This window comes from Fluviicola sp. (assembly GCF_039596395.1).
Taxonomy (GTDB): Bacteria; Bacteroidota; Bacteroidia; order Flavobacteriales_D; family Crocinitomicaceae; genus Fluviicola.
Window position 1 is genome coordinate 1262171 of sequence record NZ_JBCNJT010000001.1, and the last position, 13461, is coordinate 1275631.

A 13461-nucleotide genomic window follows, 5' to 3' on the forward strand; every position below is an offset into this window, starting at 1 on the left:
TGCAGCATGAAATACATCAAACTAAATAAAAACTGGAATGCGGCCCCAACTGCAACTGAGCCTCAGATTATAGAGTCGGAAAACTTCGTAGAATTGATCTTTGAACTCGATCCGGCCTTTGCGCATGTTGACGAAGGTGAAAAAGGAACACTGGAATTTTGCGAATTATTTGCTTATAAATTGACTCGAATAGATCAGGAAGCGTATTTGAAAGGCGCATTCCGGTTTCAAAATGACCAGTTGCCCTGGGGCGAATTCTATGAACTGAAAGACTCGCATTGGAAAACGGATTTCCCTTCGGATAAAGTGATCGTGAACGAATCATTGAAAGATCTCAAACTGAATCATTACTTATTTTTTCTTCCGGGCTGTATTTTCGAATGCCTGGCACTGGATTATAATTTTCACTTTGACACGACTGTTCCTGACCGGCTGGAAGAGATTTATCCGAAAGGATATTTCAATCATTACCTGACGATGTTTTCGGCACATTTTAATCAATTGAACACAGATAATTTCAAGGTGTACACGAACCTGTATATTCAGTTGGAAGGCAAAAAAGAGTTCGAGGGGCTCAAAGAAGAATTGAAGAAAATCAAGGCCAACAAGGATTTGGATTCGTATGTAAAAATCGCGAACTACCACACCCTGAATTTCGGAAGAAAGCAAATGGATGAGTTGGTCAAAGTGATCGAAACATATGATCCCAAAAGCAAATACGCATAACAAGTTCAAAAGTACAAACGATCAAAAAGTTCAACATATTTTGTTAGTTTGGAACCATTTGAACCATTTGAATCAGCCGCGGCTGAAACCATTTGAACCAACTTTTAAGAAATGAGTAAAACAGCAAACTACAATCAGCGTTTCCAGGATGTCGGTTTCACGGTTAAAAGTGTGAAAGGGAAGAAGCTGGAACAATTGATCGGGGCAGAAGACCCGGATAATCCTGAACGCGGTCCGGTAAGTATTTTCCTGAAACTGGAGAACGCGAACTGGTCGGAATACTATTTCGACGTATGTTTTGGAACCTGGGGCGATTACGAAACCAAAAAGTGGGAAGAAGTTGAAATCCATGAAGAAGATTATTCGTATCATGATTACGCAGAAAAATTCGGTGTAAAAAGCTTGATCGTCAAATCGGCTTATTGCAAAGACAATGAAATCACGCTCGAATTTGAGAACAACGAAAAGCTCGTTTTCAGGTATAAGAATCCCGATGATTGGGATAGTGATTATGAGATGGTTAAACTTCCATGAGACCAAAAAGGATCAATTGAAAGATAAATTGATATTTTTATCTCACGAGAACCGAACTTAAAATAAACCTTTGACAACATTTCCTAAAGAAGCCAAATTTAAATATAGCTGGAGAAAATACCAGCAACGCGTTCTGAATGAATTGCAGGACCATCTGAATGATAAGCATTTGCATGTGATTGCCCCTCCGGGTTCGGGGAAAACCATTTTAGGGCTGGAAGTCATGTTGCGTTTGAATAAACCAACGCTGATCCTTGCACCTACGATTGCAATCCGTAATCAATGGGCTCAACGCTTTTGTGAATTATTCCTGGAAGCCGAAAGAATACCCGAATGGATTTCATTCGATATTCGAACCCCACATTTTCTAACAATTGTTACTTATCAGGGCTTACATGCCGCCTGTAACAATTTAAATGCAGATGAACCTGAATCCGAGGAAGAAGAAATGGAAGAAAACGGCTTCGTTAAATCGTCTAATCCGAACCTGGATGCTGTTGTTGCCGGCCTGCAGTCAAAAGGAATTCAAACCATTGTTGTAGACGAAGCGCATCATTTGAAAAACGAATGGTGGAATACCCTGACGAAAGTGAAGAAAAAGCTGGACCCGGTTGTCATCGGATTAACAGCAACACCTCCTTATGATGTCTCAGTTGGTGAATGGCAAAGATATGTGGATTTAAACGGCCCTGTTGACGCTGAAATCTCTGTTCCGGAATTAGTGGTGGAAGGAGATTTATGTCCGCACCAGGATTATGTATACTTCAATCTTCCCACACCAGAAGAAAACCAGAAGATAGTTGAATTCCGGCAGCGGGTTGAAAGCCAGTACCAGGAACTCAAAAATGACCAGATATTGATCCAGGCTCTTGAAAACCATCGCATTTGGCTGGACCCGATGAACCATTTGGAGTGGATTTATGAGAACCTGCCTTATTATTCTGCAACCCTGATCTTTTTGAATGCCAACGGAAGGATAGTACCTGAAACCCACTTGGAAATTCTGGGTGATAAGGAACTGAAGATACCGGTTCTGGATTACAGCTGGACGGAAACACTCCTAAGCTTTTATTTGTTTAGTAAAGACGAACAATTTATTTCGCTGGAAGAACACCGGAAACAGTTGGAAGACCGTTTGCGTCGCTGCGGGGTGCTGGAAAGAAAACAGCTTAATTTTACTACCAATCCGAAAATTACCGGAGCATTGAGTGCGAGTCTCGGGAAATTGAACAGCATCCGGGAAATCGTCCGGTTTGAATCGGAGCAATTGGGAACAAAATTGCGGATGGTGATTCTTTCCGATTACATCCGTAAGGAGTTTTTTGTAGATGCGGCAGAGAATCGGGAAGAAATCACTAAACTTGGTGTTATCCCGGTATTCGAAAAGCTTAGAAGGGAGACTGAGTCGATAAAGCTGGGAATTTTAACCGGATCATTGATTCTTATTCCCAAATCGTCTTGTGCGGAACTGGAGAAACTGGCTTCAAATTCCGGAATAGAAAAGATTGAAATGATTCCTGTTCCGTATGATGCGGACTATGTCCAGGTACTGCAAACAGAACGGGTAAAAAATCACCTGGTCCATCTGATCACACAAATTTTCCAGCAGGGAGAGATTGAAGTGTTGATCGGAACAAAATCCCTTCTGGGAGAAGGATGGGATGCCCCGGCGATTAACTCGTTGATATTGGCCAGTTTTGTCGGTTCTTTTGTTTTGTCGAATCAGATGCGCGGGCGTGCAATCAGAAGACAACATACGAATCCTGAAAAGACTGGAAATATCTGGCATTTGGTAACCGTCGACACCAGTTCAGCCCATGGTGGCGATGATCTGGATCTTTTGAAGAGAAGATTCAAAGGATTTGTAGGAGTTTCCTTCAATAATGACCCGGTTATCGAAAATGGAATCGGAAGATTGAACCTGCCGCAGGATTTCTCCGATACTCAAACGGTTATTAATAAAAATAACGAAACAAAAACCGTTGCTGCTGATCGGGAATCCCTGAAAAAACGTTGGAAAACGGCACTTGCTTTCGGAAAAATACTTATCGAAGAAATCAAGATTCCGTTTTCAGACCCAAAGGGAAAAAGCTATGAGGATATTCAGTCATTGTACTTCACAAAGACAATTGCCAGTCTGATTGCAAGTTTGGTTTCCGGAGTACTGATTTATCTGGATGGAATTATACAGGCATTGTCGAGATCCGCAAGACATATCCGGACACTTCAGGGATTGTATATTTTTCTGACTGTCATCGGAGTTTTGGGCCTGTTGATTTTCGGTAGGCTGGCCTATAAAACATTGCGGATGTATTTGAAATACCGGGACATTTCAAAAGATATCCAACGGATCGGAGAAGCTTTGGTAAGTGCATTGATCAACTCCGGAATCATAAATACACCACACAGTGAATTGAAAGTGGAAGCAGTCAGAAATAAATATGGAGGGGTTTACTGTCATTTGTCTGGTGGTACCACCTTTGAAAAATCAACATTTATCCAGGCATTGAGAGAACTGATAGTTCCGATTAATAATCCGCGATACATCATTGAACGAAGAAGTTACCTGGCAGGAGTTCTGCAACAAATTGACTATCATTCGGTTCCGGATCTGATTTCCAGGAATAAAAGCCAGGCGGAATTTTTCGAAGCACAATGGAAACAGCGTGTAGGATCCTGTTATTTAATCTACACCCGTACTAAAGAAGGAAGGAAGCTATTACTGAAATCAAGGTTGAAATCATTATCCGCTCAAATGGATGAAATCGATCCGGAACATGTGAATAAATGGGTGTAATTTCAACTTATCCAGCGTAAATAAAACAAATGAATACACCAGATTTTCTTTTAACTCTTAATTCCCATGGTTGGAGTACTTGTTGGATTGTTGCAGACGGAAGACCGGTTGAACTGGCCATGAGCTTTGCTTTTTCCGATCCTTGCTTTGACCTGATCGACGCACTTTCCCGTTTGATAAAAGGAGAATCGTTTGTGACATTCTTTTGGTATGGCGAACCGGGAGGCGAACGTATTGAAATTGAACGGAATCCGGAACAACATCATTTATTGAAAGTCCGGATAGACGGATTTAGTGAATCATTCGGGGAGGAAATCAAGGCCTTTGAACCGACCATTCATTTTGAAATAAAACAGCGACAGTTGTTACTCGGATTTTATTTCCAGTTAAAGAAAACGGAAGTTTTGCTTCAGGATCCGTCTTTTGAGAAACACCGGACAGATCTTTTTCCGTCGGAGCGGTTTAAAGCGTTTGAATCAGAAGCGAAGCAGTATTTGAATCTGAAGTAAACGACTAATTACTTTCTATGATTTTTTTTAAAATCCCGTTCTTGTACTTTATCCTTCGGACCTCTTTTCCCGGAATATCATACTCTACACACCAACCATGAAGCAAGCCGTTTTTTACTGAAATTTGTTCTCTGCTTAATGCAGATATAAAAGTTCCTGAATAAGGTTTGTTGTCTAATGTCGTAAATGAACGTCCCGAATGATTCAATCGATCTGTTTTTTCATAGACTTTTGCCTGAAGATGTTTTGTCACTGAAACGGCTCCGTCCTTTCCGTTATGGTAACTTCCATTTCTTTCGTAGAAAGGCGTAATTACCGTATAATCGCCATTCAGGTATTCCGGAAAAAGGATTATGCCTTTCTCCATGGAATTTTTGAGAGAGTCAATGAGTGTCTCGATGTGCGGATAATCCTTTTCCTCAAATTGGTAAGTATACCTGAATGTTGTAGTTCCTTTTTTAGTGATTTGAACAATCCGGATAGTATCTGATTCCGGTTGAAATTCGAGCTCAAAACGTTGGTAATGTTCTTTATCAGTAAAGAATGTGGTGTTTTTTAGATTATCCAGATAGTAATGAGCTTCTTGTGTTATGAAACCATTTTGTTGGGTGATCGAAGTTCCGTGTTTCCGGTTGTTGTCGAAATGCTCGATAGTGACAATACTGTCCGGAAATACCTGAGTAATCCATTCTCCTGTACGAACGTTCCGGGTGTACTCACCGGTCAGCCGGATATATTGATTTTTAATGACCATGCTACTTTCCAGGACTCCGTGCAGTTTCCCGTCGACATAATTTCCGCGATCGTATCTCATAGAATCAATCCAAAAGGAATACGGGCCATTCAAAATCCCGTTCTTGTAGGTTTTTAGCTGATAGGATTTGAACCACTTTCCGGAATCTGCAGCAGGAATGTCTGAAGCTATTTTACTTGTATGGTATCCCGGATCAGAATCAGAGGATTCCTTTCCTTTTTGGTAGTATTGAATGGCTTGCCCGTCTAATTTCCCGTTTTTAAAATTCTCCACCCGGTAAACAGTATCTTTCAGCAACCCGGAAGGGATTCTGTAAATACGTGTTCCGTGCTCCAAACCATCCTGGAAAGTGGTCGTATAGAGAATGCCGTCGTGCCCGTAACGCGTGAAAATACTGTCCAGCTTTCCGGCTTTATAATAAGCCACGTACATGGTGTCCGGTGCATGGAAAAGCATACAGATTGCCTTACCGGATTTCTGTCCGTTCTGGTAATTTACCGTTTCAATAGCTAAAGGCGCATCATTGAGTGTATCCGGCGTATAGTTTTCATTGACCGATGGATCAGAATAAACCGGAACTTTGGCCAAACCTTGTTTCAATCCTTTTACATAAGAAACACTCCCGACGATTTGCCCGTTATAGGTCTGTTTTTCCGTACCAACCGGAATGTCGCGCTGCCATTGCAGTGATTTCACGACTTTTCCTTCGTTGTTGTACCATTTTTCCATGCCGTATTTCCAATGGTAGCTGTGTACGGAACTATGAATCAGTTTTCCCTGTGAATTATAATCACTTGCAGTGCCATTTAGCCTGCCGGCGCGGTAATTTTCCGTGCGTTTGATCGTTCCACCGGGGAAATAGACGATGCGTTCTCCGTCAAGCACTCCGTTTTTATAATTTGCACGGATGTTTTCTCCGTTCTCCGAAAGCTGGGTTTTACCGCCGTTCATTTGGTCAAATTTCCCGTATTTCCGGAAGACCCGGTAACGGAAATAAGCGATTTCACCTTTTCCCAGCGGATTCGCCACCGCTTCATAATCTTCCTGGACTAAAAAAGTGCCGTTGTCGTATGTCGTTGTAATGAAATTGCCGTTGATATCCGTACCGATGGATTTGAAACGCCCGCTTTTCAATCCGGAAATTACTGCTTGTTGTCCCTGAGCCCCGTAAGTATCAATCGCAATAAATTCCAAAGCCGTATCGCTTATGAGAAGGTTGATAAAAGGTTGTGTTCCGTTCTCAGTTTTTACCAGCGAATAATTCAATAAGTGAAGATTCAGCGAATCTTTTTCTCCCAGGAACTGGTAACTGTAACCTTTCAGGTAGTTATCAATAGTCGTTTTGTCAGTTTTATTAAACCAGGAAACAGCCGTGTTTAAAAGGGAGCTTTGTCCGTAAGTAAACGAACAAACGGTAAAAAACAGGATCGGGAGTAAGCGTCGCATCATCCAAAATTAGGGATTTAGATTTAGAGTCAGAAGTGGAAAAGCGTTTATATTATGTGTAACTTTAATGTATGATTGAAATAGGAATTGACAGTTTCGCTGCGGTACCGGCGAATAAAGATATCAGCAATGCACAGGCAATCAGGGAATTGCTGGAACGGATTGAATGGGCTGATCAGGTTGGCCTGGATGTATTTGGAATAGGGGAGCATCACCGGAAAGAATTCCTGGATTCGGCTCCTGCCATGATCCTTGCAGCTGCGGCTTCCAGAACGAAAAATATCAAGCTGACAAGTGCTGTAACTGTGCTCAGTGCTGCTGACCCTGTTCGTGTATTTCAGAATTTTGCAACGCTCGACCTGATTTCCAACGGAAGAGCAGAAATTGTTGCGGGCCGTGGGTCGTTTATTGAAGCATTTCCGCTGTTTGGTTACGAATTAAACGACTACGACGATTTATTCCGGGAAAAACTGGATTTGTTGCTGCAGATCCAGCAGAATGAAGTTCTGAATTGGTCCGGAAAATTCCGTGCTCCGTTGAATAACCAGGCTATTTATCCGCGTCCTTTGCAGGAAAAACTACCCATTTGGCTGGGAGTAGGAGGAACACCGTCTTCGTTTGCGCGTGCAGGAGAATTGGGATTGCCGTTGATGGTTGCGGTGATCGGAGGTGAGACACACCGGTTTCGTCCGTTGATTGATTTGTACAAGGAAGCCTGGAAAAAAGCCGGTCACGATTCGAAAGATCAGAAGGTCGGATTGCATTCTTTGGGATACGTCGCCGCAACAAAAGAAGAAGCCATTGCGGATTACTACCCGGGCTACGCCGAAATGTTTACCAATATTGGTAAAGAACGCGGCTTCGGCGCGGTGACTCCGGAACGTTTCAATATGCAGAACGGAACTTTCGGAGCATTGCTGGTGGCAGATCCGCAGGAAGTAGCAGAGAAAATTTTGCGTCACAGCGAAGCTTTGGGAGGAATTTCCCGTTTCACGTTCCAGATGGACGTTGGAATGCCGCATGAGAAACTGATGAAAGCCATCGAACTGATCGGAACCAAAGTTTCACCGATAGTGAAAGCGGGAGGGAAATAGTTCAAGGGATCAAGAGTTTCAAATGTTCAAATTTGACTTTAGATACCAGTAGTAAACTCTTTGAATCAGCCACGGCCGAAATTTTTTAAACCTTTTTGAACTAGTTTTGAACTTCATCATGCTATGAATGACAACGAAACATCCCGGCTTTCCCGTTTAACGGCCATTTTGCTGCAGTTACAGTCGAACAGGTTAGTGACGGCGACTGCTCTTGCCACGAAGTTTGAGGTAAGTGTGCGAACCATTTACCGTGATATCCGCGCTTTAGAACAATCCGGGGTGCCGGTCGTTACGGAAGAAGGCAAAGGCTACTCGCTGATGGAAGGTTACCGCATTCCGCCGGTTACATTCAGTGAACGGGAAGCAAATGCATTGATCACTGCTGAGCAATTCGTGTTGAAAAACAAAGATGCTTCTTTTATTAAAGACTACACGGATGCCATTACGAAAATCAAAGCGGTTCTTCGGGAAAGCACAAAAGATGGTGCAAATCTCTTGTCTGACCGCATTGCAATCGGTCAAAACAGTTCAAGTGACCGGACAAGTAATTACCTGTCCTCGCTGCAATTGGCATTGACGAATTTCAACCTGGTGCGTCTGCATTATCAAAAAGCAGAAAGTGAGGAAATCAGTGAACGTATGATCGAACCTTTTGCGATGCTTACAGCGAATGAGAATTGGTTGTTGCTGGCTTATTGCCGCCTGCGCAAAGAATTCCGTTTTTTCCGGTTGGACCGCATTCGGAATTTACAAGTTCACAACGATCGTTTCGAACCGCACAATATGACTTTACAGGAGTATTTTGATAAACAGGGATAGTTAGATCTCAGATGCAGGGTTAATCTTGGTAACGTTGACGGCACTTATGGGAGATTCATTCAGTCGTTTATATAAATCGTCGGTAAATTTTGCGGGATCAATTTCCAGTGCTTCATACAGGCGGTTCATCCAAAATAAAGACGGACACCTTTCTCCTCTTTCGTAACTGGAGATATTTTGGGCATTTACATTCATTCGTGAAGCCAATTCTTCCTGGGTAATTCCTTTTTCTTCCCTCACACGCTTAATTTCTCTACCCAAAACGTCATTAAATGACTTCGTATTCATAGTTGGCAAAGTCGAAATATTTAACAGCTCTTCTGTAACACGATTGTGTTTATTTGTTACTTTTACCAAAATAAAACCAGTTTATTCAATTGATCAGGATTGCAATATATGAATTCAATTTTCACTCGAGAAATGTCTAAAAATCCGGACAGGACCAGAAACCACAAATACTGAAAAACAGTATGTCTTCATTAATATGTGCTTTTAATTAACTATCAGGGAAATAAGTCTGCAAATAATTATTCACTAGACTGAAATCATGAAAAACAAAAATTTGATAGTCACACAATTAGAAAATTACGAAAAATCCTACGAGGAAACAAAGGATTTTGAAAGATTTAAAATTAACATCTACCAAACGATCCAGGATATCGAAAGCATTACACCGGTAAACCCGGTTTATTCTTCTTATTTGTTCCAGATCAAATTGGATTATGAGAATCTTGACAGGAATAGCTCACCAACTCTGGTATCATCTCTTAAAACATTTCTCAAGCGCCTGGAATAATAGATTTCCGGGCAGATTACTGATGTAATTGGATTCCCCGAATAGTAGAAAATCTGTAATTTTCATTCCGGATACCCGATTATCGGAGCATCCTCGTATTTTGATTTTATGGGAAAAGGATTTAACAAATTTACAGAGGGAATTGCCTGGCTTCAAATTGCTGCTTCTCCCACATTAATCGGAGTGATTATCGGGGTGATCATCGGACTGGCAGGAAATGCCGGACTTGGGATTGTTGTTGGCTTATTGGGTTTGGTGATCGGGATCGTCTGGGCAATGCGCGTTTCGAAAGAAGAAGGAACGAGTCAGTTTATGTCAAGAACGATGGCTACACCTGAACTGGACGAAAAAGAATCCGGTGAATCGGAAGAAATGAACGGATAATGATAAAAGGGCATTCATTCTGAAAGGAATTTCGTTTATTTGTTCCGTAACAAACCTGAAACACTATGAGCGTTCGAGCTGAAAAAGCAATCCGGAGAAAAGAATCCTCTTCCGGGAAAAATCAGATCAAAAAAGGAGATACTCCGGGCAATGAATGGCAGGATAACCGTCTGCAATCAGTCGTACAGCAAAAAATACAAGCCCTTGCAGATAGCAGTCCGCAATCACAACTGATTGATCAGGTGCAACAAAGCAGCACATCGCAAGCGAAACCCATACAGCGGATGGTGGCAATTAATGCCTATAAAAATGTGTATGTGCCGGATTATCTGAAACCGGAGACTAAAGAAGCCGAGGGAAGAATGGAAACTTCTATCAATACCCTGAGCGGAAGAGACGATAAATTGGTATTTACGGATTCCGACAATGTTCAGGAGATTTTTAAGAAAAATAGTTGGTCAACAGATTTGCTTGAATCTAAGAATAAATACACAGATAAAGACGAAGCGAATAAATTAACGGCCAAAGCCTCCCGGGAACAGCAAGACAGGAACCTGAGCCCGGAAAAACGCAAAGCAATTACAGATAAACTGGGATCTGACCTGGACGATCTGACAAATGCGACCTGGAAAAGAAACAGTGCCATTCTCCATGAGTTTTCAAAGCAAAAACAACTTTATGTTTATAAGAATGATTTAGCCTTGGATAACCCTTATGTTGATCCGGAATCCTTTAACCTGTTAGCGCCGAAAGATATGACGGATGCTCCGGGCGAGTTGGGGGAAGTTGGGAACGAGCATGATATTTGTGCCATTGAAGCGATTTCTGATTTGGGAGGAAACGTTAAAACGATGTGGGCTGACCGGGCAAGCGCCACTGACGTCGGTTCGTGGCACAAGGCCTGTAAGGCAAAAGGACTTGATTACCGGAATGACAACGAGTATATTAAGATTTTAAAAAAGCTGGGGTACAGCTTAGTTGAAAACACAAATATCGTTTTCAACGAGATTGATTGGGAAAAAGATACTCTTGGAGACGGGGAATATTTCCTGGGTACCGGTTCTGGAGATATCGGCCATGCGATTGGAGTTAAAATAACCGGCGGTGATGTGGACCAAATTTATGACAGACAGGAATTACATACCCCGGAAACGGTTGTAACGTATATTTTCAAAAAGTAGTTGTAGTAATTCCGGTGGTTTTATTTCTGACTTATTACGGAGTTTGTCTTGCAATTCGTAGGGAAGATTAACTATCTTGTGAACTGATTTTTGAAGAAATGAAACACTTAATTCTTTTTCTTTTCCCCCTTGCTGCCTTGTCTCAGCAAAAACCGGTGGGTTATGTCAATCCTTTAATGGGAACTGATTCCAAAATGGAGCTTTCCAACGGAAATACGTATCCTGCAATCGGTTTGCCATGGGGAATGAACCTGTGGACACCACAAACGAATACCATGGGAAATGGCTGGGCATATCAATACAGTGCGGATATGATGCGCGGATTCAAGCAAACACATCAGCCTTCTCCCTGGATGAATGATTACGGTCAGTTTGCGATTATGCCGGGAAGCGGGAAAGTAGTTTTCGATCAGAATGAACGAGCCAGCTGGTTCTCACATAAAGCAGAAGTTTCAAAGCCGCATTACTACAGCGTTTACCTGGCAGATTGCGACATAACAACTGAAATCACCCCTACGGAACGGGCAGCTGTTTTCCGGTTTACTTTTCCACAAAATGATAGTTCTTTTATTGTAATCGATGCGTTGGACCGCGGTTCGTATGTGAAAGTTTTCCCGAAAGAGCGGAAGATAATAGGGTATACCAAACGCTATGCACGCGGCAAACTCACGGATTTCAAGAATTACTTTGTGATTTACCTGGATCGGGATATTGAATTCTATTCGGTGGCAACGGATGGGAAACTGGCCGGTAAAAAGGACGAATCGGCCTCCAATCATTCGGGAATAGTGGTCGGATTCAAAACAAAAAAAGGGGAACAGGTGCAGTTAAAAGTTGCATCGTCTTTTATTTCACCCGAACAGGCTGAACTGAACCTGCAGCGAGAAGTTGGCAACAGCCATTTTGACGTCATAAGAAATAATGCGGAATTACGCTGGAACGAAACATTGGGGAAAATTGAGGTTTCAGGAGGAACGGACGAACAACTGCGCACATTTTACTCTTGTTTGTACCGCACGCTTTTCTTCCCGAATAAACTCTATGAGATTGATGCAAACGGGAAAGAAGTGCACTGGAGTCCATACAACGGGAAAGTTCTTCCGGGAAAAATGTTTGGCGGAACCGGTTTCTGGGATACGTTCCGGGCGCTTTATCCTTTGTTGAACCTGGTTTACCCGGAAATCAACCGGGAAATGCAGGAAGGCTTGGTGAATGATTACCTGGAAGGCGGATTTTTGCCGGAATGGTCGAGCCCCGGATACGCCGATATCATGATCGGGAATAATTCCGCGTCCATTGTTTCGGATGCATACATCAAAGGATTGCGCGGATACGATATCGAAAAACTCTATGAAGCCTTGCTTCACGGGGCAAACAACGAAGGTCCGGTGAGCGCTGTCGGGCGCTTCGGAGTGAATTATTACAACCAACTGGGCTATGTTCCTTACGATGTGAAAATCAATGAAAATGCGGCCAGAACACTGGAATATGCTTACGACGATTTCGCGATCTACCAGTTGGCGAAAGCCTTGAAACGTCCGAAAAAAGAAATTGACCTGTATGCCAAGCGCTGTCAGAATTACCGGAATTTGTTCGATCCTGAAACAGGAATGATGCGCGGAAAGAATGCAGACGGAACATTTCAGTCACCGTTTAACCCTTTCAAGTGGGGAGATGCATTTACGGAAGGAAACAGCTGGCATTACACCTGGTCTGTTTTTCACGATGTACAGGGATTAATCGGTTTGATGGGAGGAAAGGAGCGCTTTGTTTCCAAACTCGATTCGGTTTTCAGTCTTCCGCCGGTTTACGATGACAGCTATTACGGGGGAATGATCCACGAGATCAAGGAAATGCAAATTGCGAATATGGGACAATATGCGCACGGGAACCAGCCTATTCAGCACATGATTTATTTATACAATTATGCTGGTGCTCCGGCAAAATCCCAATATTGGATACGGGAAGTGTTGAATCGCCTGTACAAACCGACTCCCGACGGATATTGCGGAGACGAAGACAACGGGCAAACTTCTGCCTGGTACGTTTTTTCAGCTTTGGGATTCTACCCGGTTTGTCCGGCTACGGACGAATATGTGCTGGGGGCTCCATTGTTCCAAAAAGCAGTGGTTCATTTGGCGGAAGGGAAGCAGCTTGTTTTGAATGCGCCGCAAAATTCGGCAGAGAACCGATATGTTTCTTCCATGAGCATTAATGGCAAAGTCTATTCAAAACTCTTCCTGAAACATTCGGAATTGGTGAAAGGAACAGTGATTGATTTTAAAATGTCGGGAACACCTGCTTTGGAGCAAACATTTTCGGAAAGTGATTTGCCGTATTCCTTTTCGAGGGAAAATCTGCCTGCAAAAAAGTAGCGAAAGATTCTGTTAGTATGAATTGCTTTTGCAGAAAGTACCGAAT

At 42.6% G+C, this 13461-nt stretch carries 12 protein-coding genes; 10 read left to right on the forward strand and 2 right to left on the reverse strand.

Annotation, left to right across the window (positions count from 1 at the left end):
• Positions 1–6 precede the first annotated feature (6 nt).
• The 4 genes from ABDW02_RS05490 to ABDW02_RS05505 all read left to right on the forward strand — a co-directional run bounded on the left by ABDW02_RS05490 (position 7) and on the right by ABDW02_RS05505 (position 4566).
• Entirely contained in the window at positions 7–726 is a 720-nt protein-coding gene (locus tag ABDW02_RS05490) for a hypothetical protein (RefSeq protein WP_343632915.1), read from the forward strand.
• A gap of 111 nt (positions 727–837) precedes the next feature.
• Positions 838–1260, forward strand: coding sequence for a hypothetical protein (locus ABDW02_RS05495; RefSeq protein WP_343632917.1), 423 nt, complete (start codon positions 838–840; stop codon positions 1258–1260).
• A gap of 70 nt (positions 1261–1330) precedes the next feature.
• The gene (locus tag ABDW02_RS05500) at positions 1331–4057 is read left to right on the forward strand and encodes a DEAD/DEAH box helicase family protein (RefSeq protein WP_343632919.1); all 2727 of its coding nucleotides are present in this window, start codon (positions 1331–1333) and stop codon (positions 4055–4057) included.
• A 29-nt stretch (positions 4058–4086) separates the two neighbouring features.
• Positions 4087–4566 carry a hypothetical protein gene (locus ABDW02_RS05505; protein ID WP_343632921.1) on the forward strand — a complete coding sequence of 160 codons (480 nt, stop codon included), beginning with the start codon at positions 4087–4089 and terminating at the stop codon, positions 4564–4566.
• A 4-nt stretch (positions 4567–4570) separates the two neighbouring features.
• Here the strand turns inward: ABDW02_RS05505 and ABDW02_RS05510 are convergent, their stop codons facing one another.
• Positions 4571–6766 (reverse strand): hypothetical protein, encoded by a 2196-nt coding sequence (locus ABDW02_RS05510; RefSeq protein ID WP_343632923.1) that lies wholly within the window; start codon positions 6764–6766, stop codon positions 4571–4573.
• Between the two features lie 74 nt (positions 6767–6840).
• Here ABDW02_RS05510 and ABDW02_RS05515 point away from each other — a divergent pair, with 74 nt between their 5' ends.
• Both ABDW02_RS05515 and ABDW02_RS05520 read left to right on the forward strand, forming a co-directional pair.
• Positions 6841–7860 carry an LLM class flavin-dependent oxidoreductase gene (locus ABDW02_RS05515; RefSeq protein ID WP_343634250.1) on the forward strand — a complete coding sequence of 340 codons (1020 nt, stop codon included), beginning with the start codon at positions 6841–6843 and terminating at the stop codon, positions 7858–7860.
• Between the two features lie 123 nt (positions 7861–7983).
• Entirely contained in the window at positions 7984–8679 is a 696-nt protein-coding gene (locus tag ABDW02_RS05520; protein WP_343632925.1) for a YafY family protein, read from the forward strand.
• Here the strand turns inward: ABDW02_RS05520 and ABDW02_RS05525 are convergent, their stop codons facing one another.
• Positions 8680–8967, reverse strand: coding sequence for a helix-turn-helix transcriptional regulator (locus ABDW02_RS05525; protein WP_343632927.1), 288 nt, complete (start codon positions 8965–8967; stop codon positions 8680–8682). It abuts the gene before it with no gap.
• A gap of 259 nt (positions 8968–9226) precedes the next feature.
• Here ABDW02_RS05525 and ABDW02_RS05530 point away from each other — a divergent pair, with 259 nt between their 5' ends.
• The 4 genes from ABDW02_RS05530 to ABDW02_RS05545 all read left to right on the forward strand — a co-directional run bounded on the left by ABDW02_RS05530 (position 9227) and on the right by ABDW02_RS05545 (position 13415).
• Positions 9227–9475 carry a hypothetical protein gene (locus ABDW02_RS05530; protein WP_343632929.1) on the forward strand — a complete coding sequence of 83 codons (249 nt, stop codon included), beginning with the start codon at positions 9227–9229 and terminating at the stop codon, positions 9473–9475.
• A 108-nt stretch (positions 9476–9583) separates the two neighbouring features.
• Positions 9584–9859, forward strand: a complete 276-nt coding sequence (locus ABDW02_RS05535) for a hypothetical protein (RefSeq protein ID WP_343632932.1) — start codon at positions 9584–9586, stop codon at positions 9857–9859.
• Positions 9860–9924: 65 nt separating this feature from the next.
• On the forward strand, positions 9925–11040 hold the full coding sequence (locus ABDW02_RS05540; RefSeq protein WP_343632934.1) for a hypothetical protein: 1116 nt from the start codon (positions 9925–9927) through the stop codon (positions 11038–11040).
• A 98-nt stretch (positions 11041–11138) separates the two neighbouring features.
• Complete coding sequence (locus tag ABDW02_RS05545; RefSeq protein ID WP_343632936.1) at positions 11139–13415, forward strand: GH92 family glycosyl hydrolase; 2277 nt, start codon at positions 11139–11141, stop codon at positions 13413–13415.
• Positions 13416–13461 lie beyond the last annotated feature (46 nt).

Bases quoted from the DNA above. Each gene is read 5' to 3' on its own strand.
- ABDW02_RS05505 (WP_343632921.1), top strand. From the start codon at position 4,087: ATGAATACACCAGATTTTCTTTTAACTCTTAATTCCCATGGTTGGAGT.
- ABDW02_RS05520 (WP_343632925.1), top strand. From the start codon at position 7,984: ATGAATGACAACGAAACATCCCGGCTTTCCCGTTTAACGGCCATTTTG.
- ABDW02_RS05510 (WP_343632923.1), bottom strand. From the start codon at position 6,766: ATGCGACGCTTACTCCCGATCCTGTTTTTTACCGTTTGTTCGTTTACT.
- ABDW02_RS05540 (WP_343632934.1), top strand. From the start codon at position 9,925: ATGAGCGTTCGAGCTGAAAAAGCAATCCGGAGAAAAGAATCCTCTTCC.
- ABDW02_RS05535 (WP_343632932.1), top strand. From the start codon at position 9,584: ATGGGAAAAGGATTTAACAAATTTACAGAGGGAATTGCCTGGCTTCAA.
- ABDW02_RS05495 (WP_343632917.1), top strand. From the start codon at position 838: ATGAGTAAAACAGCAAACTACAATCAGCGTTTCCAGGATGTCGGTTTC.
- ABDW02_RS05490 (WP_343632915.1), top strand. From the start codon at position 7: ATGAAATACATCAAACTAAATAAAAACTGGAATGCGGCCCCAACTGCA.
- ABDW02_RS05545 (WP_343632936.1), top strand. From the start codon at position 11,139: ATGAAACACTTAATTCTTTTTCTTTTCCCCCTTGCTGCCTTGTCTCAG.
- ABDW02_RS05530 (WP_343632929.1), top strand. From the start codon at position 9,227: ATGAAAAACAAAAATTTGATAGTCACACAATTAGAAAATTACGAAAAA.
- ABDW02_RS05525 (WP_343632927.1), bottom strand. From the start codon at position 8,967: ATGAATACGAAGTCATTTAATGACGTTTTGGGTAGAGAAATTAAGCGT.